Source organism: Paenibacillus sp. strain BS8-2 (assembly GCF_054483835.1).
In genome coordinates, this window is record NZ_CM137010.1 from 4382680 (window position 1) to 4408084 (window position 25405).

Here is a 25405-nt window from a genome sequence, read left to right on the forward strand (position 1 = left end):
TGCACTCATACTTAAAGAAATTAAATAGGGAGATGGATTTACTTGGACGTACTGAGGCAGCTAAAGGCCTACTATTGGCCGGATAAAAAGTTTCTGTTCGGTTCTATTCTGTTCTTGATTATTGCAACCGCACTTGGACTGGTATATCCGAATCTGCTTGCTTACCTGATCGACGACGTGATTAAACCGGAACGATTCGATCTTGTGCCAGGTCTTGCAATGACCGTTGTTGGCGTCATTTCACTCAAAGCATTAAATCAATTTCTGCATGGGTTTCTGGGAGGCAGATTAGGCAACAAAATCGCTTATCGTTTACGGAATGCTTTGTACGACAAGCTGCAGACCTTATCCTTCCAATATTATGACAAAGCAAAAACGGGAGATCTCATGTCCCGATTGACGGCCGATCTAGAGGGCATTCGCCAATTTATCGGATTTGGATTCGCACAAATTCTTAACATGGTGCTAATGGTTGTGTTTGGCGGCGCCATGATGATGTACTACAGCTGGCAGTTGACGTTAATCGTCTTGCTGCCGATTCCGATTCTGATTTTCTTAGCCTTGAAGTTTGAGAGACTTATCCATCCTGCGTTCCGTGAAATGCGTCAAGCGATGAGTGACCTGACAACCGCGGTGCAAGAAAATATAACGGGCGTACGCACCGTTAAGTCATTCGCTAGGGAAAGCCATGAAGTATCCAAGTTTGCGATCCGCAGTGATGCCTACCAGCAGAATCAAGTCAGGGCGTCGTCCACTTGGGCGAGATTTTTCCCGGCGATGGAGGTAACGGCTAACTTATGCGCGGTAATCCTGCTTGTAGCCGGCGGATTGATGGTCATTAATGAACAGCTGAAGCTCGGTCAATTCGTCGCATTTTTCAGTATGATATGGTACATTATCGGTCCTATGTGGGGATTAGGTTTCCACATTAATGCGTACACGCAATTCAAGGCTTCTGGCGAACGTGTGCTGAACCTGCTCAACGAACATGTTCATGTTAAGAGCATTCCAGATGCTGTTGAGCTCGATGAAAGCCAAGTGAAGGGTCATGTTCAATTCGAGAGTGTAACCTTCAATTATCCAGATAAAGCTCCAGCTATTATAGACTTGAATCTGAATGCGCCTGCTGGCTCGGTTATCGGATTCCTCGGCGGAACGGGATCTGGCAAATCTACGGTTATCCAATTGCTAATGCGCGCTTACAACATTAAGAAGGGCAGCATCAGTCTCGATGGCATGGATATCCGGAATCTTGATGTGCGTTCTCTGAGACGGCAGATCGCTCCTGTCTTCCAAGAAACGTTTTTGTTCTCGGCAGCTATTCGAGACAATATTGCATACGGTATGGGCGACGTATCGGACGAGGAAATCATCCGTGCAGCTAAGCTTGCCAAAGCGCATGACTTCATCATGGAGATGCCGCTTGGATATGACACCGTGGTAGGCGAAAGAGGGATGGGCTTATCCGGCGGTCAGAAGCAGAGGATCGCGATTGCCAGGGCGCTGATCAAAAACCCGCGTATTCTAATTCTTGATGATGCGACAAGTGCGGTCGACATGGAAACGGAACATGAAATTCAGGCTGGATTTAAAGAACTGATGGCAGGACGTACGACGTTTATTATTGCCCATCGGATATCCTCTCTGCGCCACGCTGACGAAATCATCGTTCTGGATGAAGGACGTGTCGTTCAACGAGGAACACATGAGCAATTGATTGCTCAGCGGGGTCCATATTTGGATACGTACCGCATTCAATACGCTGATTATATCGAGAAGCTACAGAAGGAAGGCGGCAAGTCGCCAATTCCGGGAGTCTACGAAGCACGGAGGAGTTCGGTGTAATGAGCGCAAAAACGGGGATGAATGCAAGAAACAGAAACGAACGTTTCGTCTATCAGGACGACGAAGAAATCGAAAAACCGTTTAACTGGTCGCAGCTAAGAAGACTTTATCAATACATGAAACCATATAATCGCCAACTCATGCCTGTCATTGTCATGATGATTATCGGAACGCTGACTCGATTGACGAATCCGCTTCTGATGTATTTTGCAATCGATAACGTACTTGATCCTGACAAAGGTTCCGGCAGCTCTGGCGAGCTGATCTTAATTGCCGCAGGCATGCTTGCTCTATATGCGATTCAGTGGATGTCCAATACGTATCGGATCAAATATACGAATATCATAGGACAAAAGGTCATCTATGATCTGCGCAAACATCTATTCCAGCATATCCAGAAGCTGTCGTTCCGCTTCTATGACAAACGGCCTGCGGGTTCTGTGCTTGTTCGCGTAACGAATGACGTAAATGCGCTTCAAGAGCTGTTCACGAATGGCGTAGTCAACTTACTGATGGATTGTATCCAGCTTGTCGGAATCGTCATTATTCTGCTTGCTCTCAATGTGAAGCTCGGACTGGCGGTTATGCTTACCGTACCGCTTATGTTCCTTGTCTCCTCGTCACTTAGGAAGCGGATTCGGTTTGCATGGCAGTCGGTTCGGATGAAGCAATCACGCATTAATGCCCACTTGAACGAAAGTATTCAAGGGATGAAGGTCACACAAGCTTACGTCCAAGAGAAGGACAATATGGGCTTCTTCGACAACATGAACACTGACAATATCAAATCATGGAACAAAGCCTCTATGCTCAACCAGGCATTTGGTCCAATCATCGAAGTAACGGCTGCCATCGGTACTTGTATCTTGTTCTGGTATGGTTCCGTGTTGATCCAAGATAAAGCGATTACGGTTGGTTTGTTAGTTGCATTCGCGAACTATATCGGCAACTTCTGGGATCCGATCAACCGTCTTGGCCAAATGTACTCACAGCTCCTAATCGCTATGGCGTCATCAGAGCGGATCTTCGAGTTTATCGATGAAGAGCCGACGGTAGCTGAAGCAGAGAATGCCAAGAAGCTGCCCGCAATTCGGGGAGATGTCGAGTTCGATCAACTGGTGTTCGAATATGAGAAAAACAGGCCGGCGCTGAAGAATGTCAGTATTTCCGTCAAAGCGGGTCAATCCATTGCCTTAGTGGGTCATACCGGCTCAGGTAAGAGTACCATTATCAACTTGTTATGCCGCTTCTATGACCCTGTGCAGGGCCGCGTATTAATAGACGGCATTGATATTCGTGATATTACGATCGAGAGTTTGCGCTCTCAGGTGGGTATCGTCTTACAAGACACGTTTATTTTCTCGGGCTCAATTCGGGATAACATTCGGTACGGTCGTCTGGATGCAACGGATTCCGAAGTCGTAAAGGCTGCGCAAGCTGTACATGCTCATGACTTCATTATGAATTTGCCTGATGGCTACGATACGCAAGTAGAGGAGCGGGGCAACGTCTTATCCATGGGTCAACGCCAATTGCTTTCGTTCGCTCGGGCATTGCTGGCAGATCCGAAAATTCTAATTCTGGATGAGGCTACAGCGAGCATCGATACCGAGACGGAACTTAAGATTCAGGAAGCGCTCAAAGCGCTGCTCAAGGACAGAACATCGTTTATGATTGCCCACAGGCTATCGACTATTCGTCATGCAGACGACATTATCGTGCTCGATCATGGCGTCATTGTCGAACAGGGCAATCATGCCGAGCTTGTCAAAAAACAAGGCGTCTATAACGGTCTTATCGAAGCTCAATATAAGTTTGTCTAATCATATTGATTTTTGAGTGAAGAACCTCCACAATGGGAACTATCATGTTCTCAGGAGGTTCTTTAGTTATGTATGGATCACCTTTTTCGACGCAAGCGCGCAAAATCATGTTGTTAGGTTCAGGAGAGCTCGGCAAGGAAGTAGTGATCGAGGCACAGCGATTAGGGGTAGAAACGATTGCAGTTGATCGGTACGACAACGCTCCAGCTATGGGAGTTGCACACCGCAAATATGTAACAGATATGCTGGACGGTGAGTCCATTCGAGCCATTATTGAGAAGGAACGCCCCGACTTAATCGTACCTGAAATCGAAGCCATTGCAACAGAGACTCTCCTTGAGCTTGAAGGAGAAGGACATCGTGTCATCCCGACGGCACGCGCTGCTCGATTGACGATGGATCGTGAAGGTATCCGCAGACTTGCGGCAGAAACACTTGGTCTGCCAACAGCGCCGTACCGCTTCGCAGATTCGCTAGAGGAGCTCCGCGAGGCTGCAGCCGCACTCGGATTCCCGTGTGTGATCAAACCTATTATGAGTTCATCAGGAAAAGGACAAAGCGTCTGTCGATCTGAAGCTGAGCTGACAAGCTGCTGGGAATATGCAATGGAAGGCGGTCGCGCCAAAAAAACGAGAATTATCGTGGAAGGTTTCGTTACCTTCGAATCGGAGATTACATTATTGACGGTACGCTCCGTGTCGGGGACGAGCTTCTGTCCACCGATAGGTCATGTTCAGAAGGACGGTGACTATATCGAATCCTGGCAGCCCCATGCCATGTCAGACGCCCATATTCGCCAAGCGGAAGAGATCGCGCTTCGTATTACAGAAGAACTTGGAGGTTACGGCATCTATGGCGTAGAGCTGTTTATTACGCAGGATGGCGTATTGTTCAGCGAGGTATCGCCAAGGCCGCACGACACTGGCATGGTGACAATGGGGACCCAGGATTTGTCTGAATTTGCACTGCATGTACGCGCCATTCTCGGATTCCCAATCCCGACAATAAGGCTACTAACACCAGGCGCTTCGCGGACACTCAAAGCCGACCGAGAAGCAACAGAATTCGTTATTGGCGGCATTGAGGAAGCGTTGTCGGTACCGAATACACAGGTCAGATTGTTCAGCAAGCCGGAAACAAAGGTAGGGCGTCGTATGGCCGTGGCGCTAACGAGCGCGGCGGACGTCGAAGCGGCAAGAGATCTTGCACGGACAGCTGCGGAAGCACTGTATATTGAATACGGCAATAATCAGTAGGAGACGAAAAGATGGGGAAAAAAAATAAAGGACAGCCTCCCAAAAAACAGGGCAACCGTTCATCCGAAACTTCTGATCAACAAGGTGCGACACTCGGGGAGCTGCTCGGAGCGGATGTGTTGTGCAAATTAAAGGCACAATCCGATCAAATGAAGCAGGATGAAGCTGACCGCAAGGAACGCGATCGCAAAGAAGCCGAGGAGATGAAGAAACGGGAGCAGAAGCAGAAGGAAAGCGACTTCTCTTATCTTCTTGACAACAGCGATCCGAACTGGAGCAAATACAAATAAGAAAATAAGGATTGCCGAACCTCACGCCAAACTTCGCCATACGATGTGTTAGAATGCGCAAGCAGCAACAGCTGTGCGATGTGCTGCTTACTCATAGGGAGGCGTAAGCATGCAAGTGAAGGTCAGGCAAGGGGACACCTTATGGAAATTCAGCATATTGTTCGGGGTCCCATACCAGCTAATTCTGGATTCGAACCGCGATCGAGACCCATCAGCGTTAGTCGTAGGCGATACTGTCCAAATACCGGGTTATGTGTGGGCGAACCATACGATCATTGCCGGCGATTCGTTATGGCGAATTGCGACGATGAACGGCGTGTCTGTAGATTTGTTGCTGCAAAGCAATCCTGGTTTGCAAGGCGAAATGTTATCCATAGGTACGAAGATAGCGGTGCCAAGACGTGTAACGAGCCGTGTTGTGGAGCCCAGAAGGTCGTACGGATATAGTGCGCTCTTGCAGGACTTGAACCGTCTGCTGAACATATACCCCTTTTTGATCCGCTCCGAGATCGGTACGTCGGTGATGGGCAAATCTATTCCAGAGGTGAAAATCGGAAGCGGGAGTAAGAAAATTGGATTTAGTGGATCCATGCATGCCAATGAATGGATCACGACACCGGTACTCATTCAGTTTCTGAATGATTATTTGCTTGCACTAACAAACAGCAAAGATCTTGGCGGTCTTGCAATGTATCCGCAATATTTGACGACGCAGTTATCAATCATCCCGTTGGTGAATCCGGATGGCGTGGATCTTGTTGTGAACGGCCCTCCGACTTACGAGCCCTACCGGAGCGACACGCTTGCCATAAACGGGGGCGACGATGATTTCTCTGGATGGAAAGCTAATATCCGAGGTGTCGATCTCAATAAGCAATTCCCTGCATTGTGGGAACAGGATGCCGTGCAGGGCCCTCAGGGGCCTGCTCCTCGCGATTATTCGGGAACGGCACCATTAACAGAGCCTGAGGTGATTGCGCTCGCGGAGTTGACGAGAAATGCCGGATTCCAGAGCGTACTTGCTTTCCATACGCAAGGTCAGGTGATTTATTGGGGCTTTCAAGGTCTTGAGCCGCCACAATCCGAAGTATTGGCCAATGAATTTGCCGCGGTAAGCGGCTATGAGGCCATCCGTAATGTTAACAGTACTGCCGGATACAAGGATTGGTTCATACAAGATTTCCGCGAGCCTGGATTTACGATAGAGCTTGGAAGTGGAGTCAACCCTCTGCCGCTTACGCAATACGAAGAGATATACAGTGCGGCGCTGGGTATTATGCTCGCAGCGTTATATATGTAATCGGCGGTATTGTTGGCAGAAGATGGTATTTGTGAGGAAAGGATGCTTTCATGGCATCCTTTTTCTATTTTGAACGGTCCTGATTCATGTAAACGGCTGATGTTCGACCGATAAATTGCCGATATAGTCAATAAACTATGTTAGTTGTTTGGCGCATTTTTTGTAATTCATCGTATGTTATTTTTGTCTTGACGGCATAAGGGAGAGCGGAATTGCGCACCATGGTAACAACTTCTGCAAGCGGCATTAGCGCCAAAATCATTTCTTTTGCGAACGTTCGTTCGATTTGATAAAATGGTTAAATATCTAATTGACTTTACGAAAGGATAGACTTGCTTTAAAATAGCTTGAAGATATAACGAGTTTTACGGACTGGGGGAAGCTCATGGCTGAGCAAATGGATTTATTCGTAAACGGAACGGCCTCTGATCGCAATTATGAGGCTGACGACATACAAGTGCTTGAAGGATTGACAGCCGTTCGTAAGCGTCCGGGCATGTACATTGGCAGCACGAGTGTATCAGGCCTGCATCATCTCGTCTGGGAGATCGTCGATAATGCAGTGGACGAGCATCTGGCGAAATTTTGCTCTGCAATCGAGGTTACACTCCATAAGAATGGTTCCATCACGATTCATGATAATGGTCGCGGCATTCCGACTGGCATGCATAAGACAGGAATTCCGACTCCGCAAGTCGTCTTCACGATTCTGCACGCAGGCGGCAAGTTTGGCGGCGGCGGATACAAGAAATCAGGCGGTCTCCATGGCGTTGGCGCATCGGTAACGAACGCGCTGTCGGAGTGGCTTGAAGTCGAGATCTATCGCGATGGCAAGATACATAAAATGAGATTCGAATATTGGATCGACAATAACGGCAAAGAGCATGTGGGTGAACCTGTTACGGGGCTCGATGTGGTCGGCAATACAAACCGCACAGGCACAAAGGTTACCTTCAAACCTGACAGCAGAGTATTCCAGAACGGCACATCGTTTAACTACGATACATTGGCAGAACGACTGCAAGAGATCGCCTTCTTGAACTCTGGTCTGAAGGTGACGATCAAGGATGATCGCAGCGGCAAGTCCGACATCTTCCATTATGAGGGCGGAGCCAGCGAATTTGTTCGATTCTTGAACGAAGGAAAGACGGTTCTGCATGATGTTGTCCACTTTGCAGGCGAACGTGACGACATCGAGGTTGAGGTTGCCCTGCAATACAATGACGGTTATACCGAGACGATTGCTTCGTTCGTTAACTCGATTCCGACACGCGGCGGCGGCACGCATGAGACCGGCTTCAAAACCGCATATACCCGTGTCATGAACGATTACGCCCGTAAGGCGGCACTAATCAAGGAAAAAGAAAAAAACCTTGAAGGTAATGATCTCCGCGAAGGCATGATGGCGGTCATTAATATCAAGATGTCCGAGGTGGAATTTGTCGGCCAGACAAAGGATCAGCTTGGCAGCGCATCGGCGCGAAGCGCAGTAGACGCTGTAGTCGCCGAGAAAATGCAGGTATTCTTGGAAGAAAATCCTCAGGTTGCCCAGTCGCTACTTAAGAAGGCTGTTCAAGCTTCCAAAGCTCGCGAAGCAGCGCGTAAGGCGCGCGAAGAAATTCGCAGCGGCAAGAAAAAGAGCGAAAGCTCCAACCTTGGCGGCAAGCTGACACCGGCTCAGTCAAAGGACTACACGCGCAACGAGCTGTTTATCGTCGAAGGGGACTCCGCGGGCGGATCTGCCAAGCAAGGCCGTGATTCCAAGCATCAAGCTATTTTGCCGCTCAAGGGCAAACCGATGAATCCGGAAAAGGCTAAGCTCATCGATATCCTCAAGAATGACGAATATAAAGCGATTATATCGGCTATTGGGGCAGGTGTAGGTCCTGAATTCGAAGCGGATGAAAGCAACTATAACAAAATCATCATCATGACCGACGCGGATACAGATGGCGCACATATTCAGGTGCTTCTGCTGACGTTCTTCTATCGGTATATGAAACCACTCATAGACACTGGTCGGATCTACATTGCACAGCCGCCGCTCTTCAAGATTACACGTAAGTCCGGCAAGCTGGAGACGGTGCGTTATGCGTGGACGGACGAGCAATTGCAGAATTATCTCAAAGAGTACGGTAATGGCAAAGGCTACGAGCTGCAGCGTTATAAAGGTCTTGGCGAGATGAATCCGGATCAGCTGTGGGAAACGACGATGAATCCGGAATCCCGTACATTGCTGCAGGTACAGATCGAAGACGCGGCCAAAGCTGAGCGGAGAGTGTCCACGTTGATGGGCGATAAGGTCGACCCTCGCAAACGGTGGATCATCGAAAATGTAGACTTTACGGAATATGAAGAATAAGGGGGGATCCGCATGAGTATCCTGGAACAGTTCCTGCCTGCGTTCCTGGAGGAGGTCGTGGGAGACCGCTTCGGACGTTATTCGAAATACATTATTCAAGACCGCGCTATTCCTGACGTGAGAGACGGTCTGAAACCTGTACAGAGGCGAATTCTATACGCTATGTATGATGCCGGCAATACGCCGGACAAGCCGTACCGGAAGTCCGCCAAGACGGTCGGTGATGTGATGGGGAACTACCATCCTCATGGCGACTCCTCGATCTATGAGGGCATGGTGCGGATGGCACAGCCATGGAAGATGGGACATCCGCTTGTTGACGGTCACGGCAACTGGGGCTCGCAAGACGATGATCCTGCAGCGGCAATGCGATATACCGAAGCAAGATTGTCCAAGATCGCAATGGAGCTGCTTCGTGATATCGACAAACGTACTGTCTTGTTTAAGGACAACTTTGACAATACGACCAAAGAACCCGTTGTATTGCCTTCACGTTACCCAAACTTGCTCGTGAATGGAGTCAGCGGCATTTCTTCCGGCTTCGCGACGGAGATTCCACCTCATAATTTGCGCGAGGTCATTGATGCCTGTATTGCCTATATGGGCAATTCGAATGTTTCTCTCGAAGATTTGATGAAGATCGTAAAGGGACCGGACTTCCCAACAGGCGGTCTAATTATGGGCGAAGAGGGCATTCGGGAAGCGTATTCAACAGGAAAAGGGCGCATTTATATCCGCTCCAAGACGGCTATTGAGGATATGCGCGGGGGCAAGCAACAGATCGTGATTACCGAAATCCCATATCAAGTGGTCAAATCGCGTCTTGTTACAGCGATGGAAACCATTCGATTGGAGAAAAAGGTCGAGGGTATAGCGGAAGTGCGCGACGAGAGTGGACGCAACGGTCTACGCATAGTCGTCGAGCTGAAGAAGGATGCAGATGCAAACGGGATCCTCGCCTATCTGCTTAAGAAAACGGATCTGCAAGTAACCTATAACTTCAATATGGTCGCGATCGTTAATAAGGCGCCGCAGCAGTTAGGTCTCTTGCCTATGCTGGCAGCCTACGTTGAGCATCAGAAGGAAGTTGTCACACACCGCACCAAATATGAGCTGGAGAAGGCCGAAGACCGTGCGCATGTCGTCGAAGGTCTCGTAAAGGCGCTTAATTTGCTCGACGAAGTCATTGCGACGATTAAAGCCTCCAAGAACCGTGGAGATGCCCAAGACAATCTCGTTGCGAAGTTTGGGTTCACGGAGCGCCAAGCAGACGCAATCTTGACGTTGCAGCTATACAGACTAACCAATCTAGAAATTACCTCTTTGGAAAAGGAATTGAAGGAAGCTCAGCGCAAAATCGCTTATCTTCGTTCTATTCTGGAAAGTGAGAAAAAGCTGATTGGTGTCATTCGTGATGAATTAACAGAAATTCGAGATAAGTATGGCCTAGATCGCAGATCGGATATTCAAGGTGAGGTTGAAGAGCTGAAGGTTAATCTTGAGGTTATGGTAACGCCGGAGGATGTGCTCGTAACGCTGAGCAAGGATGGTTATGTGAAGCGCACAAGTATGCTGTCGTTTACTCGTTCCGGAGGAGAGCTGGATAACTCGGGCGTGAAGGATGGAGACGTCATCCGTGACATGCTGCTCGTAAATACGATCGAGAGTTTGTTATTGTTTACGCGAAAAGGACAATTCTATTTGTTGCCGGTTCATCAGATTCCGGAATTCAAGTGGAAGGACACGGGTACAGCCATCGTTAATATTATTCAGCTGCCCAAGGATGACAGTATTGTGAGTGTGCTCCCGGTCAAAGATCTCAACGAGCCTGGTCAGTCGCTCGTCTTCGTGACAAAGCGAGGACAAGTCAAGCGGACTGAACTAAAGGAATACGCGACGACTCGTTCAACAGCTGTTGCAGCCTGCAAAGTTGGCGAAGGGGACGAAATCATTAATGTGACTCAGTCCGGAGGCTCCAAGCATATCGTATTGGTGACGAAAAGCGGCATGAGTATTCGATTTGATGAGAATGAAGTAAATCCGATGGGTAGAGTGTCAACTGGCGTCAAAGGCATCTCTCTGAAGGACTATGATGAGCTGACAGCGGCATTATGGGTTTCCGATGACGAAGGCGAAGTGCTGGTCATCTCAGATCTTGGTTATGCGAAACGAACGCTGCTGCTTGATTACCCGATCCAGGGCAGAGGTGGCAAAGGTCTGCCAACGTTTGAGTTCAAAGAAGGTAAGCGAGTCAGACCTAACGGCTCCTCACTAGTGGCCGCTTATTATTGTACCAAACCGCTCGAAATTGTGGCGCTTACATCTTCCGGCGCGAGATATACCGCCGATTCGGAGAAGGCGCAGATCGAAGAGCGGAAATCAGTGGGCAAATCTATTTTCCCAATTGAGAAACCGGATTATATTACAACAACCTTTACTCGATCCCCATCCGCCATACATCAATCATAAGGCTGATCCGGTGGATTAAATCGTTCGATAATTTCTAACATGGCTTCCAGCATGACCCACAATGGCACTAGCTCGTCAGGGCGTTCCAACCATTGTGGGTCTTTGATGATTCCATATGATCTAATTCTTCGAATCACTTCCGACTTTCTCTCCTCCACTTGAACCACGCCCCTCTTAAGCACTCCGACGACTGGAACGATTAAGCCCGGTTTGCTGGGCTATCGCCTCATTATATGTCTATTTCTGTCAAACGGTTCGAAATGATGACGAGCAAGCGCGTAAACTATTAATCGGGTTAACCTTTTATTCGACATCGCAGATAGGTATAATAGAGTTAAGAGAAACGAATTGGATGGAAGCGGGTGGGGAAATGATTTCCGAGGACTTTACGAAGGTATGGACGAAGCTGACGCGCGAGTGGAAGATTAATCTGGAGCAATCGCTTGCTCCGCTTACCGAAGGACAGCTTAACGTGTTGGAGCTGTTATTAGACTCGGAACCGATGAAACCATCCGATCTCATTCCGTATTTGTCCACCACGCCAGCGGCGGTTACAACATTGTTAGACCGAATGGAGCGCAACGGACTGATCGTGCGATCACGTGATAATCAGGATAGAAGAATTGTCTGGATTACGGTGTCTGAGCAAGGGATATCTGAAGCAGAACGGGGTAGAGCCGTTAGAAGCACGCTCATCGCGGAATCGCTGGACCGGATCTCCGCGCATAATCAACAATTGCTAGTGTTGCTGCTAGGGAAGGTTGCTAATCATTAAATATTGGAATACAAAGAACAAGGGCAGTGTGGCGTCGCGCGAAGCGAACCATACTGCCCTTCATTTGTATTGTGATTATTGCTCTCGCATGGATTCCAATCGTTTAGATAACATTTCGAAGTCTTTTGTTAATGCTGCATAATCGTTTTGACTAAGCAGTTGGTCATTGCGCGCGGAGATCGTAGCTTCTACTGGTAGAACCCGATACAGGTACGACTTATTCGGACGGTAGCGATGAACCCAAGTCGGGATCGCTTCGATTTCTGTAAGCTCCGTGAAACCATCCGTCATGTTTTTCTTGATACCTACCTTAAAGATGACACCGTAATCCTTTGAATCTCCACGCTGGTTAGAGATAAAGTTGCCCATTGAATAAATGATAAGTGCTTGCTTTGATCTTCCTTGCTCATCTAACGCTTCTACGACCTCATACGGCTGCACAACATGCGGATGGGATCCTGCAATGATATCAGCTCCTGCAGCGGCGAGAGACCTGGCCAGCGTCGTCTGCGTTTCGTTAGGTACAAACTGGTATTCCGTCCCGAAGTGAAGGGCTACTGTCACGAGATCCGCTCCGGCCTCGCGCAGCTTTTTGATATCGCTCTTGATCTTTACTTCATCAATCAAGTTGACAAGATAAGGTTTGCCTTGTGGAATGGGGATTCCATTGGTGCCGTAGGTGTAGGATAACAATCCCATTCGAATGCCATTCTGTTCCACAATGATGTGAGCATCCGCATCGGCTTGCGAAGCTGCTGTCCCAACGGTCTTGAATCCGAGCGCATGGACATGCTCAAGCGTCTTCAGAAGTCCTTTCTCTCCTTTGTCGAGCGAATGATTATTGGCGGTGGAGAGGAGGTTAAATCCTGCGTTACGGAGTGCTTCTGCAAGCTCGGTAGGCGCATTAAATGTCGGATAGCCGGAGTATCCGAAATCCGGACCGGCAATCGGCGTCTCCAAATTTGCCATGACCCAATCGCCCTCGCTTAGGATCGGCTTCACATGCTCAAAGAAAGGTGTGAAGTCATATTTGCCCGTAGCGACATCATATGATCCGGGCAGTTGAGGGGAGTGGCTCATAATATCTCCTACGCCAATCCAGACCGCTTCGTTGTATACAGGAGGAGGCGGAGTCGGCTCTGGAGTAGGAGCAAGTGTAGATGCAGGCGTTGCTTCGACTGGTTCTGTTGCTTCTGCTGCGAGATTGCTGGCTCCATTGGACGAAGCTCCCGACTCTCCGGTCAGGAGGGGATACGCCCAAATACTTGCGAAGACAAGCGCGAGTAAAGTCAACGTGATAAATAGGATATACAACAGTGATTTAGCTGATCGAGTTTGCTTCAACGTTCATGACGTCCTCTCATTGAACTGCCACTACAATTGGGTTTTCCTTTAATTATTGACTTCCAGCATGGCGGTAGAAGCAGATATCAGCTCCTCTTGCGTCCACCAAGCCCAGGCTGAGCTGCGCTTAGGAAGGGAACGGAAAGTCAGAGTCTCTTTGGTAGTAGGGTGGGGAAAAGAGACCGAGGTGGACCATAACATAATATCTGACACTTCTGTTCGCTTTGATGCGCCGTACTTTAGATCCCCAATTAGAGCACAACCGATATGTGCAAGCTGCGCCCTTATTTGATGTGGTCTACCTGTATGCAGTTTAACAGCAATAAGACTGTAGTCACGATTAGAAGCTGTCACTGAATACTCGAGAATTGCTTCCTTCGCCTCTGGTGCCTGATAATCATAGACCGTCACTTGGTTCCGCTGAGTATCCTTACGGATATAGTGCTTTAACGTAGCTGATTGCACGGAAGGTCTGCCTTGCACGATACACATATACGTTTTGCCAAATGCACGGCTTCGTACCGATTCAGATAGTCTCGACGCTGCTTTGGATGTGCGTGCAAAAACCATGGCACCGCCAACAGGACGATCCAGGCGGTGAACGAGCCCCAGAAATACATTGCCAGGTTTGTTATGACGAATCTTCAAATCTTGTTTCAGCAGTGTCAGCATATCAGGATCTCTGGTTTCATCCTCTTGGGACGGAATCCCAGGGGGCTTGACGACGACTAGAACATGGTTGTCCTCAAACAGTACTTCGATTGACATTATTCGGACTCCCAGCGCCCCAAGATGCCGCATGGCAGATTGAGACCCGAACGTGTAATGGGCAAGCCGATTTCGCCGCAATGGATAGCTCCGCCATATTTATTTTTCATGGACATATGCAATAAATTATGCAGGACGCTCGGCGACAAGCCAGTTGTATATGAGTTGATTAGCAAGAACAGGGGGTTGTCGGATAAGATCGTTGTGCAGCTCTGCAAGAAGGGATAAAGATTTTCTTCCAGCTTCCATGTCTCGCCATTAGGACCGCGGCCGTAAGATGGTGGATCCATAATAATCGCGTCGTATTGACGTCCTCGGCGCTGCTCGCGCTGAACAAACTTAAAAACGTCATCCGTAATGTAACGAATCGGCGCAGATTCGAGGCCGGACAAGGTTGCATTTTCCTTTGCCCATTGCACCATTCCTTTGGCAGCGTCGACGTGGCAGACCTCAGCACCAGCAGCTGCAGCTGCAACTGTTGCTCCTCCCGAATAAGCAAACAAATTCAATACACGAATCGGTCTGCCAGCATTCCGGATTTTGTCCATCATCCAGCTCCAGTTAACGGCTTGCTCTGGGAATAATCCAGTATGTTTGAAATTGGTTGGTTTGATATGAAATTTCAGATCGCCGTAAGCGATGGTCCAGCGCTCAGGCAAGCTATCGCGCATCGCCCATTGCCCGCCTCCGGAGTTGCTGCGATGATAATGACCGTCCGCACTTTTCCATTCGATGTTCTCGTCCGTTATGGGCCAAATAATCTGAGGATCCGGGCGTCGAAGCACATATTGACCCCAACGTTCAAGCTTATCCCCATCCCCCGTATCAATCACTTCGTAATCGGACCATTGATTCGCTACATACATCAAGTTTAACCATTCCTTATCTATTGAAAGTCTTGTAAAGTTAACATATCATCGCTTATTATAACGAAGCGGGGAAGAGTAAGCAACGAATGCAAGCAGGTAAAGGTATGATTATTTCACAAGTACATGATCAACGTTTGTCGCATGGTGGTCTGAATAGGCAAGATGTTAATCGTACAGATAGATTTATATTTAACATAACCTCGCTGGTGGAAGTGCTAGACGAGCCACCCGGAAGGAGAACATACGTAAATGAAGATGGTATTAGAATGCGAATGCGGCAACCGTACGGGCTTATTCGCGACAGGCGACAGAGATGAGCTAGGACGCGAGTTCATTGAACTAGAGGATGATGACTTATTTACCTTCGAGATCGGAGAAGATAGCATTGTCTTCCGCTGCAAATTCTGCGGCTATCAATACCGGCTTAAGAAGTTTGCGCCGTTCGACTAAGAACGATCGAGCCGTTCCCATGCGATAATCGCTTGAGAACGGCTCGATCGTGGTTTAATAACAATAATATTTTTCCCAAATCTTTTGCGAATCATCTTTGTTGTCTTCCCACCAGCAGTAATCCTCCCACCAGTCGTCGTTCCAAAGATCATCGCACCAATTCCAGAAGTTTCCTTTGTCCTTGTCCTTGTCTTTTCCATTGTTGTAGTTGTTCTTGTTGTCTTTGTTGTCTTTGTAGTCCTTGTTGTTTTTGTAATCATTGTTGTACTTGTCGTTCCCGCTGTTGTAACTCGAGTTATTCGAATTACTCGATTGACTCGAACCGCTCGAATTGCCGCCAAAAAACGAGAACAAACTTGACAAAAAGGATGGACTACCTTTGTTGTCTTTGCTGCTCGAATAGCTGGAAGCGAACGCAGAAGCGGGGAATGCAAGCAGCGCAAGTAACAAGGTCAGACCGAGAACCCGTTTCCACTTAACCACGAGAGATCCCCTCCCTTTAACAGGATAAAGAGAACAAGAGTGTTCTCAATAAAGAATTTATCATGTGGAACCAGATGTGTAAACGGGGAATGACCAGAAATATATATATTTTTATCAAAATAGTCTAGTTAAGCATGTCTGAATACTCCGTGGTAGCAGAATTTCAGATACGCACTAGGTTGCGCTATGGTCAGGGTAAGCATGTTTCTCTGGCATAAAACCGAGGCGCATGTTCTGTATCGTTGTAACTGGAATGGAAGATTGCAGTCGTTGCAGGTGATAGCGGAGGAACTAGCCATGACCATCTACCAGTTAATTCGCGTCCAGCGTTATGTTCATTTTTCTCGAATCTGCCGAATTGAAGCGCAGCAGTGTGGTGATCGACGATTGTGACGCCACGCTCGCGGAAGGAGTCGAGCACAGCGGCGTTTAACTCAACTAACGCTCGATCCTTCCAGAGTGGATTGGATTTCGAAATCTCCTGTCCCATTGCGCGTGCCATTGCCGGTAATAGATTATAACGGTTCTCGTCGGCCAAATTGCGCGCTCCGATCTCGGTCCCCATATACCAACCGTTAAAGGGTGCGGCAGAATAATGGATGCCCCCGATCTCTAACGTCATATCGGATAAGAACGGTACCGCATACCACTTGACCTCATGTTTATCGAAGTCAGGGTACCCAGCATGGCGGATCGGGACTTCAAGAAGAAACCGCTCAGGGATTTTACGAAGCGCAGGAGCATGACCCGGCAGTTGAAATACAAGCGGTAGAACGTCAAAAGGAGTACCCGCACTTTGCCATCCCAAGGATTCACAGAACTTCGTAAAAAGGATTGAAGAGGGATCCCCGATAACAACACCGTCATCCGCTTGATAGCCGGCATATCGGATAAATTGGTGATTCCAGATTCGAGGCCCAGATGTAGTGGCATGTTGATCAATTAATGGAGCAAATATCGTGATATATGGACGGATCGAACCACCGTCGGTGGCTTTCTCTATATGCGAAAATAACATTTCAGCGAACGCTTCTTCGGTTATCGTTTCACGGGCATCCACTACAGTCAACGTATCCCAGAATAAACGACCGATACATTTGTTGCTATTGCGCCAAGCCAGCTTAGCTCCATGTTCAAGCTCTGCCGCAGTATGCGTGTATGTGCCGCGGATATTTATCTCATCCATTACAGATTCCAGACGAGCTTGTAATTCTCCATCGCTCCGACCTAACTCTCGGTAACAAATGGAAAGAAATTGGGCGGCTTCCGTATAGAGGGTGTGACTGATTGTTGTGATGTTCATCGTTTGCTCCTGATTTCTATTTGGATTGACTAGCAGCACAAGTACTAAACGAATGGAGCACTAATGCTCCGTTCGTTCCATGCCTAGAAACTTTAATTCACCGTTTTCATTTCGCTTGAACGCATATTGGCTCTGAAACCAATGGTGATGGAAGGTATCGGGGCCGATGGGGTACATTCTCAGAATCTCACGATTGTTCCATTCGAAGAAAATCCCTCTTTCGTCCTGAGAGACAACAGCCTTACAGCCGAAACCTTCGTAGGTGCCGATATATGACTGTAATTGCTCCTGAGACAATTCGAACGTTGGAGGAAGCACAGGAACGGAAAATTCTTCTCCAAACATAATTCCCGCAAGGGTATCCGCGAGCTTTGTCACGGGAACATAGTCATAATTCGTTAGCACAATAATCGTAACTCCGTCTTCAGGATAACGATGCAGCTCGGTGCGGAAGCCGCAATAGGCGCCGCCATGATGGATCCTCTTACGGCCATGCTGTTGACCAAGGAACCAGCCTAAGCCATATGTCGCCTCCGGTTCGTCGAAGAAGCCACTTAGCTGTTCTCTCGAAAGCAGCTCGCCAGTTTCAAACGATAATGCCCATTTATACAAATCGTCAATGGACGAATACATACCTCCAGTGGAAAACAGCAAACCCATGTCCACGTATGGAGCGGGAATAGAGCCATCATCAGACGCATGATAAGCGGATGCCAAAGCTGGGATGAGGCTTCGATTCGTTAATATCCCCGTATTCAGCATACCAAGAGGCTTGAGAATTCGTTCCGTCATCCATTGCTCATATGAAACGCCCCCGACTGATTCGACGATAAGCCCTAATAAATAATAGCCCGTATTGTTATATTCGAATCGAGAACCAGCGTGAAACTGAATGGGTTGGTCACGCAAAAGGGCGAAGGCTTCTTCTCGGGTCAAAGGCAATTTATTAAGCCCGAAGTTATACCCTTTCATGCTTGTCAAATTCGGAAGCCCTGTTACATGATGCATAGCCTGCCGGATGGTAACCTGCGGCATAGACTTCATCTCGGGTATGTAGGTGCTGATGAGGTCATCAAGCTTTAATTTGCCTTCGCGCTCGAGCATCGCAATGGCAAGAGCGGTAAAGGACTTTGTGATCGACCAGATTCCAAATTTAGTGTCTGTCCGGTTGATTACCTCATGTTCAAGATTGGCTTGTCCATATGCCTCGCGTAATAAAATCTCTCCTCGACGAGCGACTAAGAGGGTACCGCTGAATGGCCATTTGGCTATATAGTTATCCATATATTGTTCGAGTTTGCGTGAGATGTTCTCCGTCATAATGTTTACCACCTTTCGTTGGATATTGTACCATAAGCGATTAGAGGAAGAATGTTAAGCTTCGACAATTTCAAGGCAAACGGCCATCCGAGGATTGTGAAAAATCAGAAGTCCGAAAAAAAGAGAACATTTGTTTCTTTTTTTGACGTCGAGTAGTAGATATTATCCATATGGACATGTTATACTTTGTTCAAATCTCGGTAAAATGAAGGAGAGTCGAAGATGCCAATTAATGCATACTTAAACTTTAATGGTAACACGCGTGAAGCTATCGAGTTTTATTCTGTGGCCTTTAATCAGGAAGTTCCCAAAATCATGACATTCGGGGAAGTGCCTGCTGATCCGAATCATCCGCTCCCTCCACAAGCTAAAGACATGGTCATGCATTCGCGTATGGAAATTCTCGGAAGTATCGTGATGTTTTCCGATGTGTTCCCTGGTATGCCATTCACGGCTGGAACAAATTTCTCGCTTTCGGTGGTTACGGATGACCGTGATGTGCTCGAATCGACATTCAATCGTCTTAAGGAAGGCGGTAGTGTAATGATGGAGCTTCAAGAGACTTTCTGGGCTCCGCTCTATGGAAGTCTGACGGATAAATTTGGCGTACAATGGCAATTCAATCTTGGTATGAACGAATTTTAAATTATGAATAGATAGGGGCATCCTTCTGTTATCTCAAGATAACAGAAGGATGCCTTTTTTCGAATTCTAAGAATTTATAAGTTTTTGCATCTTATCTGAGCTTAGAATTCTCGGAATGAAACGCGCTGCGCCGCCAAAGACGGCGATAGCCGTTTCACCTTGAATTCTAAGAATTTATAAGTTTCGCACCTTATCTGGACTTAGAATTCTCGGAATGAAACGCGCCCCGCCGCCAAAGGACGGCGTAGCCGTTTCACCTTGCGCGCGCTTATAAACAGAAATACGCCGAACAAGTTTCCTTGTTCGGCGTGTACGCATTCCGATTCTTATTGTTGAAGGTTAGACAAATGATCAGCCAGTCGATCCCAAGTTTCGGCAATACCTTGCTCCATGCCCATGTCGATTACGGTTTGAAGCGCAGCGGCTGTATCGTATACAGATACGCTGACTAGTTTAGTTTTGCCTTCAAACGGCTCGAAACGGAGCGTCGTTTTTGAAGATGGCATTTCTTGCGATATATTTCCATCTTTGTCTGAGAAATAATCAACGTATACGATCTCTTCGTTTTCTTTAATCTCGCTGTAGATTGTTTTGCCCCATGACTCCATGCCATAGAAGTCGCCCTGCTCCTTATCCTGGCAAGTCATACAATAGTGCCACTCGCCGCCAGGTCGGAAATCGACCGTACAATAGGTAAGCTCCCAGCCGCGTGGTCCCCACCAGTGCTTGAGATGTTCGGCTTGTGAGAATACTTGGAATACGAGGGAAGGTGGGGCATCAAACACACGCTCCAGAGTTAATACATTGCCTTCTACTTTCGATGTCATTGCCGTTGTCATTGTTCATTCCTCCTAAGAATTAGGTTTTATTTGTGTTGGTCTTGCTGGAGTTTCATTAAGTAATCGTCTAAGTTGTCGTACCGTTCGCTCCACATTCGTCGATAATGGTTTAACCAAATATCCATCTCTTGAAGCGGATCGAACCGCAATCGGTAGTGCCGACGGTTCGCGTCAGGCTGAACTTCGAGCAGTCCGGCTTCAAGAAGAATACGAAGATGCTTGGAAGCTTGCGGCTGGCGAATGCTCAGTCGATCTGCAATTTCTCCTACGGTAAGCGGGCCATATGCGAGCAGTTCGACGATACGCAACCGGTTTACTTCTGCAAGTGCGCTGAAGGTTGCGATGTCCATCCGCGTCCGCCATCCTTTCCGTTCCAGTAGGCCTTTGTTTGTTGATACATGCAATATACCATATTGAGAATATTCCTGTAAAGGAATATTTATAATATATTGACTTGGACAAATGGATAGGGTATCATTTGCGATAGTATATTTAGTAAATGAGTAAATGAGTAAATGACTAAATGAATACACTGGAAATGGAGAACTATAATATGAAAATTCCAACAACATTAAAACATAAGCCAGTCATTGTGACGGAAGATTACGATAAAGTCGATGGTCGTTATGCGGGAGAGTCCGATGCGAAGGGGCTTTCTCTTGGTCTTGCACAGTGGAACGATCGGGGGAAGGTAGACGTTTCGGCAAAAGTATGGAGGCACACAGGAGAGAAGTGGTCCAGACAATCCGAAGAATTGCCAATCCATCGAGTTCTGGATCTTGCCATCCTTGCTTGCAGCGGCATGGTCCATTTCAGAGAAGCTTATCGTTATAAGGATCTGTATGATCCTGAGAATCCCGTGATCGAACGAATCGGACTACAGGGCGATGCGATGACGGTAGCTGTATGTACAGATAATGATCATATCAAAGAAGATATGAAGTTATTCAGTCAAGCCTTGAGCGAAGACGGAGAGCTTAACGGCGAGCGGCTTAGCCGATTGTCACGTTTGCTTAAGGAACTGGGATACTAACAAAACGCTGTACCTGCACGAACAAAGAGGCAAATACGAATGGTTAGCATAATGACCGTTTGTGTTTGTTTTTTTTACGTTTAGAAATATTAAAATATTTGTCGAATCATATAGGATTTGCTCGAACATTAGCGTTTCAAAGTGCACGGCCTAGGCAATAACTGTAGTTAATGCCATCGAAAGCGGTGAAGAAGCTTGAAGCGAAATAGTTACGCGCAGCAGAACTCCACGATTAATTATCAAGCTAACGACGATCCGACGAGCAAGGATTCGAGAGCACTTTCGAAACAGCTTCAGGAAAACGTTAATTGTATCTATTATCGATTGCATTCACCAGGCGATTTGATGGTCAAAGAGATTGAGCTTGGTTCAAATGGGTTTCGCTGTGTTCTTATGAATTTGGATGGCATGATCGACAAGACACTTGTACACGAACATCTTATGAAGCCCATAGTTGCCTATGCCTCCTTACATGCGTCGGAGCAGACGCCAAATGCCGATGAATGGATCAAAAAACTTAAGAATGAAGTATTGCCGCTAGAAGAAATTCATTCCGTCTTTGATATGTACAACGCTTTGCAGGTCATCTTGTGCGGAGATACATTATTAATGCTGGAGGGAACAGAACATGCAATAGCCGTCGGAAGCAAAGGATGGATGCGACGCCAAATAGACGAGCCTCAGACGGAATCACTCATTCGGGGACCGAAAGACGGGTTTACGGAGGATATTCGAATCAATAGCTCGCTCATTCGCAGAAGAATTAAAGATCCGGCTCTCCGGATGGATTCGTGGTTCCTTGGCACCAGAGCAAAAAAAGAAATCATGATTGCATATATGGACGGAATCGTTAATCCGAAGCTAGTGGCGGAAGTGAAACGAAGATTGTTTACGATCGACGTAGATGATGCAGAAGGCTCCGGTTTTATCGAGCAATGGATTGCCGATAGCTACTTATCACCTTTTCCACAGATATTGGAAACGGAGCGGCCAGATAAGTTTGCCGGGGCATTGATGCAAGGAAAGGTAGGTTTGCTTGTTGAAGGTACGCCTTTCCAACTCGTGATGCCCATTACGATCGCTGCGGCCTTTAATTCTCCGGAGGATTATTACCAGCATTGGCTCATTTCCAGTTTGGTTCGAGCCCTTCGATTCGTATCCATATTTATCGCCACGTTTATGCCTGGTTTCTATATTGCGCTAGCAGAATATCATCATGGCATGATTCCGTCCAATATTGCTTTTTCGATCGCATCTGCGCGCGAAGGCGTTCCGTTTCCAGTGTTTATAGAGGCGATATTAATGGAGTCCACACTCGAAATATTAAGAGAAGCGGGCGTCAGGCTGCCGAAGCCAATTGGGCAGACGATCGGAATCGTAGGTGGTCTAGTTATCGGCGAGGCCGCAGTTTCTGCTGGCATAGTGAGTCCCGTAATGGTCATCATTGTTGCGGTTACTGCGATCGCATCCTTCACACTTCCGTCATATACATTCGGGATTGTAACTCGGATTTTGCGGTTTTTAATTATGATAGCCGCATCCGTGTTTGGTTTATTTGGGATCGTGCTAATGTTTATCGTGATATTTATCCATTTGGTCAATTTAAAGAGCTTTGGCGTTCCTTATTTGACACCTATCTCTCCGATGTTCATGGAGGACTGGAAGGATCTTATTCTGCGAGCACCTGTCACGAATTTAAGGAAACGTCCTAGGACGCTTCAGACTGAGGATAAAACGAAGATGGCACCTAGAAAGGGGGATAGGGCATGAGTTTAAACCGATGGGAATATGGTGATGAGCTGATTGGTCAGAAGGAGCTCGTATTCGTTATTAGTACAATCATTATCGGCGTCGGTGTTCTTACATTGCCTAGAACGGTCGCGTTAACTACTCAATCATCCGACGGATGGATGTCTATTCTGTTAGCAGGCATTGCAGGGATGTTGTTCGCATGGCTGGCCGCCCGACTTTCGACAAAGTTTCACAACCGCACGTATCTAGAGTTTGCCGCTCATGTTGGCGGCAAACCTACAGGTGTAGTTTTGGCATTCTTCTATGTTATATATTATTGCTCGTTCACGGCATACATCACGAGATCCGTTGCCGAGCTTGCGAAACAGTTTCTATTCGATCAGACACCTCTAGAGTTTATTTCATTAAGCTTTCTGCTTGTCGTTATTTTTGCAGTGTCGGGATCAAGAGTAGGTCTTGTCCGATTAGCCGTCATATTTCTTCCGGTGGTTGTGTTCGTTACAGCTGTTTTTTTATTGCTGGGCACGAATCTGTTTCAATTGAGCAAGTTATTCCCGATATTCTCCTCCAGTTGGAGCCAAATCTTAGAGGGTTCAAAGCAGTCGATCTTTTCTTTTCTCGGTTTTGAGATCGTACTCTTTTATTCGGGATTATTGCGCCAACGATCCAAAGCTCCTAGAATGGCTATATTTGCGGTACTCATCGCCACGATCTTGTATGTATTTGTTTATATCTTTTCAATTGGCATTTTCTCTTATGAAGTTACGCAAAACATCCTGTATCCGACCATTGAGATAGCCAGGGAGGTCAGTGTGCCAGGAGAGTTTTTCGAAAGACTCGAGTCTTTGTTTCTTATTTTCTGGTTAATTTCCACATTTGCTACGACATCCTTGTCGCTAGATGTATCCATTCAATCGCTGAGCCATCTTCGAGCCTTTAAAAAAATGCATATGCTTTATTTGTTGTCTCCGATTATTTTCCTGTTCTCCATGGTTCCTCAAAATATTGTGCAGCTATCCAATCTTGGAAAACTTATTAGCTATTTAGGGCTCTTGGGCGCAATTGTTTTTCCTTTAGCGGTCTATTTGTTAGCCAAAATTCGAGAGGTGAGAATGGTTGATTAAACGTTCTTGTTTGTTGCTCTCCCTCTTGCTGGCGATGCTGCCGCTAATGGGGTGTTGGGATCGAATCGAGCTGGAAGAGCGAGGTTTTGTCACTGGTATCGCAATCGATGCAGCCGTTGTGCAGGAAGATGACAAGAAATCGGGCTCAAAGCAGCCCCTGAGTGTCACATTTCAAGAAGTTATTCCTGCTGGTCTGAAGCAAGATGGGAATTCCGGAAGTTCGCTCGAGGGGAAATCCTATTTTAATATCACGCTCGAGGGCAACAGTATTTTGTCTATTATCGCCAAGATGTCCGCAATGACAAGCCGAACACCGTTTTTTGAACATCTTAAAATTATTGTCATCTCCGAGTCCGTGGCGAGAACGGAGTTTGGTTTCGCGAATATGCTTGATTATTTTCTGCGTAATAATGACGCTCGCCGCAGCGTAGCTGTCATGATTTCGAAAGGTAATGCCAAGGAGGTCCTCGAAACATTGCCTCAAGGGGAGAAAACCCCTGTCATGTTTATTCAGTCCATCTCGAAAAATCAGGACAGCATCAGGATGGTGCCTGAAGTACGGATTGGGGATATCCATGAATATTTGCTTAAGAAACAGAGTTTTATCGTTCAGGTTGTTACAGAAAAAGAAAGGTTCATATCCTTAATTGGAGCGGCTGTCATGAATGGGGAATCAAATTTTTTGTCCGGATTTCTTAACGAACAAGAGACGGAGGGGTATAACTTCCTGCACCAAGGCATCAAAGGAGGTGTCATCGAGGTTAACGTGAATGACAGCCTGCTCGTCTATAAGGTCGAAGAGATAAGCAGGCGAATCAAAGTGGACACTAGCGATCTTGATCATTTGCGATTTACGATTGAGCTAGGTGTAGAGGGCAACATTCTTGAAGCCTATGAGCGGCTTAATTATTTGGATAATCAGGTTCTGCACACCTTGCAATTAAATATTGGTCAAGCCATTGTTCAACTATCGGAACTAACGATCAAAAAAACTCAGAAAACGTTGAAAAAGGATATATTGGGACTTGGAAATTATATGGAGGAACATCATCCGCACATTTGGAAAACAATAAGCTCTGAATGGGACAGCGGAAAAAACTATTATGCGCATAGCGATATTGAAGTTATCGTGGAACCTGAAATTAGAAGAAGCGGTTCCATTATTAACAGTGAACAGAGAGCGGGGGAATAAGGGATGAATCAACCTATCGATATCGGACAAATTCCAACTTCACTCAGTTTCATATGCGCTGCTCTGACGCTGCTCATTCCGTTGTTGTTCAACTGGTTAATTCGAACGACGAAGAAAAACGGTGAGCCGCCATGGAAGCAAGAAGAGAAGCAGGAATAAGGAA

24 protein-coding genes are annotated in these 25405 nt (G+C 47.1%); 15 read left to right on the top strand and 9 right to left on the bottom strand.

The genetic code is table 11. The annotated features are described in order from the left end of the window. Positions 1 to 42 precede the first annotated feature (42 nt). From ACX1C1_RS18865 to gyrA, 7 genes are all read left to right on the top strand, one after another. Positions 43 to 1845, top strand: coding sequence for an ABC transporter ATP-binding protein (locus ACX1C1_RS18865; RefSeq protein WP_458953719.1), 1803 nt, complete (start codon positions 43 to 45; stop codon positions 1843 to 1845). After that, positions 1845 to 3668 carry an ABC transporter ATP-binding protein gene (locus tag ACX1C1_RS18870; RefSeq protein ID WP_458953720.1) on the top strand — a complete coding sequence of 608 codons (1824 nt, stop codon included), beginning with the start codon at positions 1845 to 1847 and terminating at the stop codon, positions 3666 to 3668. The genes ACX1C1_RS18865 and ACX1C1_RS18870 overlap by 1 nt, the downstream gene beginning before the upstream one ends. 68 nt (positions 3669 to 3736) lie before the next feature. Next, on the top strand, positions 3737 to 4924 hold the full coding sequence (gene purT / locus ACX1C1_RS18875) for a formate-dependent phosphoribosylglycinamide formyltransferase (protein ID WP_458953721.1): 1188 nt from the start codon (positions 3737 to 3739) through the stop codon (positions 4922 to 4924). Positions 4925 to 4935: 11 nt separating this feature from the next. Next, positions 4936 to 5214, top strand: a complete 279-nt coding sequence (locus ACX1C1_RS18880; RefSeq protein ID WP_458953722.1) for a YqkE family protein — start codon at positions 4936 to 4938, stop codon at positions 5212 to 5214. 109 nt (positions 5215 to 5323) lie between these two features. Continuing rightward, positions 5324 to 6514 carry a M14 family zinc carboxypeptidase gene (locus tag ACX1C1_RS18885; protein WP_458953723.1) on the top strand — a complete coding sequence of 397 codons (1191 nt, stop codon included), beginning with the start codon at positions 5324 to 5326 and terminating at the stop codon, positions 6512 to 6514. Between the two features lie 385 nt (positions 6515 to 6899). Beyond that, complete coding sequence (gene parE / locus ACX1C1_RS18890) at positions 6900 to 8876, top strand: DNA topoisomerase IV subunit B (RefSeq protein ID WP_458953724.1); 1977 nt, start codon at positions 6900 to 6902, stop codon at positions 8874 to 8876. A 12-nt stretch (positions 8877 to 8888) separates the two neighbouring features. Next, positions 8889 to 11345: a DNA gyrase subunit A gene (gene gyrA / locus ACX1C1_RS18895; RefSeq protein WP_458953725.1), complete on the top strand. Its 2457-nt coding sequence runs from the start codon at positions 8889 to 8891 to the stop codon at positions 11343 to 11345. On the opposite strand, the gene ACX1C1_RS18900 is transcribed toward gyrA, so the two are convergent. Further along, the gene (locus tag ACX1C1_RS18900) at positions 11336 to 11482 is read right to left on the bottom strand and encodes a hypothetical protein (protein WP_458953726.1); all 147 of its coding nucleotides are present in this window, start codon (positions 11480 to 11482) and stop codon (positions 11336 to 11338) included. The two genes, gyrA and ACX1C1_RS18900, sit on opposite strands and share 10 nt — an antisense overlap. A gap of 233 nt (positions 11483 to 11715) precedes the next feature. On the opposite strand from ACX1C1_RS18900, the gene ACX1C1_RS18905 reads away from it, so the two are divergent. Next, positions 11716 to 12120: a MarR family winged helix-turn-helix transcriptional regulator gene (locus ACX1C1_RS18905; RefSeq protein WP_458957723.1), complete on the top strand. Its 405-nt coding sequence runs from the start codon at positions 11716 to 11718 to the stop codon at positions 12118 to 12120. A 75-nt stretch (positions 12121 to 12195) separates the two neighbouring features. On the opposite strand, the gene ACX1C1_RS18910 is transcribed toward ACX1C1_RS18905, so the two are convergent. From ACX1C1_RS18910 to ACX1C1_RS18920, 3 genes are read right to left on the bottom strand one after another with little or no spacing between them, the layout of a single operon-like run. Next, positions 12196 to 13464 carry a CapA family protein gene (locus ACX1C1_RS18910; protein ID WP_458953727.1) on the bottom strand — a complete coding sequence of 423 codons (1269 nt, stop codon included), beginning with the start codon at positions 13462 to 13464 and terminating at the stop codon, positions 12196 to 12198. Positions 13465 to 13512: 48 nt separating this feature from the next. After that, on the bottom strand, positions 13513 to 14232 hold the full coding sequence (locus ACX1C1_RS18915; RefSeq protein ID WP_458953728.1) for an RluA family pseudouridine synthase: 720 nt from the start codon (positions 14230 to 14232) through the stop codon (positions 13513 to 13515). After that, positions 14232 to 15098: a class I SAM-dependent methyltransferase gene (locus ACX1C1_RS18920; protein ID WP_458957724.1), complete on the bottom strand. Its 867-nt coding sequence runs from the start codon at positions 15096 to 15098 to the stop codon at positions 14232 to 14234. The genes ACX1C1_RS18915 and ACX1C1_RS18920 overlap by 1 nt, the downstream gene beginning before the upstream one ends. 252 nt (positions 15099 to 15350) lie before the next feature. Here ACX1C1_RS18920 and ACX1C1_RS18925 point away from each other — a divergent pair, with 252 nt between their 5' ends. Further along, positions 15351 to 15551 carry a hypothetical protein gene (locus ACX1C1_RS18925; protein ID WP_458953729.1) on the top strand — a complete coding sequence of 67 codons (201 nt, stop codon included), beginning with the start codon at positions 15351 to 15353 and terminating at the stop codon, positions 15549 to 15551. Between the two features lie 54 nt (positions 15552 to 15605). On the opposite strand, the gene ACX1C1_RS18930 is transcribed toward ACX1C1_RS18925, so the two are convergent. The 3 genes from ACX1C1_RS18930 to ACX1C1_RS18940 all read right to left on the bottom strand — a co-directional run bounded on the left by ACX1C1_RS18930 (position 15606) and on the right by ACX1C1_RS18940 (position 18657). Next, the gene (locus ACX1C1_RS18930; protein ID WP_458953730.1) at positions 15606 to 16034 is read right to left on the bottom strand and encodes a hypothetical protein; all 429 of its coding nucleotides are present in this window, start codon (positions 16032 to 16034) and stop codon (positions 15606 to 15608) included. A gap of 190 nt (positions 16035 to 16224) precedes the next feature. Further along, positions 16225 to 17337 (bottom strand): nitric oxide synthase oxygenase, encoded by a 1113-nt coding sequence (locus ACX1C1_RS18935; RefSeq protein ID WP_458953731.1) that lies wholly within the window; start codon positions 17335 to 17337, stop codon positions 16225 to 16227. A 60-nt stretch (positions 17338 to 17397) separates the two neighbouring features. Further along, positions 17398 to 18657 carry a serine hydrolase domain-containing protein gene (locus ACX1C1_RS18940; RefSeq protein ID WP_458953732.1) on the bottom strand — a complete coding sequence of 420 codons (1260 nt, stop codon included), beginning with the start codon at positions 18655 to 18657 and terminating at the stop codon, positions 17398 to 17400. A 222-nt stretch (positions 18658 to 18879) separates the two neighbouring features. Between ACX1C1_RS18940 and ACX1C1_RS18945 the strand changes: the two genes are divergently transcribed. Beyond that, positions 18880 to 19302: a VOC family protein gene (locus tag ACX1C1_RS18945; RefSeq protein WP_458953733.1), complete on the top strand. Its 423-nt coding sequence runs from the start codon at positions 18880 to 18882 to the stop codon at positions 19300 to 19302. A 326-nt stretch (positions 19303 to 19628) separates the two neighbouring features. Here ACX1C1_RS18945 and ACX1C1_RS18950 read toward each other — a convergent pair whose 3' ends face one another. Together ACX1C1_RS18950 and ACX1C1_RS18955 are read right to left on the bottom strand one after the other, a co-directional pair. Continuing rightward, on the bottom strand, positions 19629 to 20141 hold the full coding sequence (locus ACX1C1_RS18950; protein ID WP_458953734.1) for an SRPBCC domain-containing protein: 513 nt from the start codon (positions 20139 to 20141) through the stop codon (positions 19629 to 19631). A gap of 26 nt (positions 20142 to 20167) precedes the next feature. After that, positions 20168 to 20491 (bottom strand): ArsR/SmtB family transcription factor, encoded by a 324-nt coding sequence (locus ACX1C1_RS18955; RefSeq protein ID WP_458953735.1) that lies wholly within the window; start codon positions 20489 to 20491, stop codon positions 20168 to 20170. A gap of 203 nt (positions 20492 to 20694) precedes the next feature. Between ACX1C1_RS18955 and ACX1C1_RS18960 the strand changes: the two genes are divergently transcribed. The 5 genes from ACX1C1_RS18960 (at position 20695) to ACX1C1_RS18980 (ending at position 25401) form a co-directional block, all read left to right on the top strand. Then, a complete protein-coding gene (locus tag ACX1C1_RS18960) occupies positions 20695 to 21174 on the top strand; it encodes a DUF6530 family protein (RefSeq protein WP_458953736.1) in 480 nt (159 codons plus the stop codon). 195 nt (positions 21175 to 21369) lie between these two features. Then, positions 21370 to 22944, top strand: coding sequence for a spore germination protein (locus tag ACX1C1_RS18965; RefSeq protein ID WP_458953737.1), 1575 nt, complete (start codon positions 21370 to 21372; stop codon positions 22942 to 22944). Beyond that, positions 22941 to 24050: a GerAB/ArcD/ProY family transporter gene (locus tag ACX1C1_RS18970; protein WP_458953738.1), complete on the top strand. Its 1110-nt coding sequence runs from the start codon at positions 22941 to 22943 to the stop codon at positions 24048 to 24050. The genes ACX1C1_RS18965 and ACX1C1_RS18970 overlap by 4 nt, the downstream gene beginning before the upstream one ends. Next, a complete protein-coding gene (locus ACX1C1_RS18975) occupies positions 24043 to 25242 on the top strand; it encodes a Ger(x)C family spore germination protein (RefSeq protein WP_458953739.1) in 1200 nt (399 codons plus the stop codon). Before ACX1C1_RS18970 ends, ACX1C1_RS18975 begins: the two co-directional genes overlap by 8 nt. A 3-nt stretch (positions 25243 to 25245) precedes the next feature. Further along, entirely contained in the window at positions 25246 to 25401 is a 156-nt protein-coding gene (locus ACX1C1_RS18980; protein ID WP_458953740.1) for a hypothetical protein, read from the top strand. Positions 25402 to 25405: the final 4 nt, after the last annotated feature.

Coding starts and splice junctions, on each gene's coding strand:
- ACX1C1_RS18870 (WP_458953720.1), top strand. CDS start 1,845: ATGAGCGCAAAAACGGGGATGAATGCAAGAAACAGAAACGAACGTTTC.
- purT (WP_458953721.1), top strand. CDS start 3,737: ATGTATGGATCACCTTTTTCGACGCAAGCGCGCAAAATCATGTTGTTA.
- ACX1C1_RS18880 (WP_458953722.1), top strand. CDS start 4,936: ATGGGGAAAAAAAATAAAGGACAGCCTCCCAAAAAACAGGGCAACCGT.
- ACX1C1_RS18885 (WP_458953723.1), top strand. CDS start 5,324: ATGCAAGTGAAGGTCAGGCAAGGGGACACCTTATGGAAATTCAGCATA.
- parE (WP_458953724.1), top strand. CDS start 6,900: ATGGCTGAGCAAATGGATTTATTCGTAAACGGAACGGCCTCTGATCGC.
- gyrA (WP_458953725.1), top strand. CDS start 8,889: ATGAGTATCCTGGAACAGTTCCTGCCTGCGTTCCTGGAGGAGGTCGTG.
- ACX1C1_RS18905 (WP_458957723.1), top strand. CDS start 11,716: ATGATTTCCGAGGACTTTACGAAGGTATGGACGAAGCTGACGCGCGAG.
- ACX1C1_RS18915 (WP_458953728.1), bottom strand. CDS start 14,232: ATGTCAATCGAAGTACTGTTTGAGGACAACCATGTTCTAGTCGTCGTC.
- ACX1C1_RS18920 (WP_458957724.1), bottom strand. CDS start 15,098: ATGTATGTAGCGAATCAATGGTCCGATTACGAAGTGATTGATACGGGG.
- ACX1C1_RS18925 (WP_458953729.1), top strand. CDS start 15,351: ATGAAGATGGTATTAGAATGCGAATGCGGCAACCGTACGGGCTTATTC.
- ACX1C1_RS18935 (WP_458953731.1), bottom strand. CDS start 17,337: ATGAACATCACAACAATCAGTCACACCCTCTATACGGAAGCCGCCCAA.
- ACX1C1_RS18940 (WP_458953732.1), bottom strand. CDS start 18,657: ATGACGGAGAACATCTCACGCAAACTCGAACAATATATGGATAACTAT.
- ACX1C1_RS18945 (WP_458953733.1), top strand. CDS start 18,880: ATGCCAATTAATGCATACTTAAACTTTAATGGTAACACGCGTGAAGCT.
- ACX1C1_RS18950 (WP_458953734.1), bottom strand. CDS start 20,141: ATGACAACGGCAATGACATCGAAAGTAGAAGGCAATGTATTAACTCTG.
- ACX1C1_RS18955 (WP_458953735.1), bottom strand. CDS start 20,491: ATGGACATCGCAACCTTCAGCGCACTTGCAGAAGTAAACCGGTTGCGT.
- ACX1C1_RS18960 (WP_458953736.1), top strand. CDS start 20,695: ATGAAAATTCCAACAACATTAAAACATAAGCCAGTCATTGTGACGGAA.
- ACX1C1_RS18970 (WP_458953738.1), top strand. CDS start 22,941: ATGAGTTTAAACCGATGGGAATATGGTGATGAGCTGATTGGTCAGAAG.
- ACX1C1_RS18980 (WP_458953740.1), top strand. CDS start 25,246: ATGAATCAACCTATCGATATCGGACAAATTCCAACTTCACTCAGTTTC.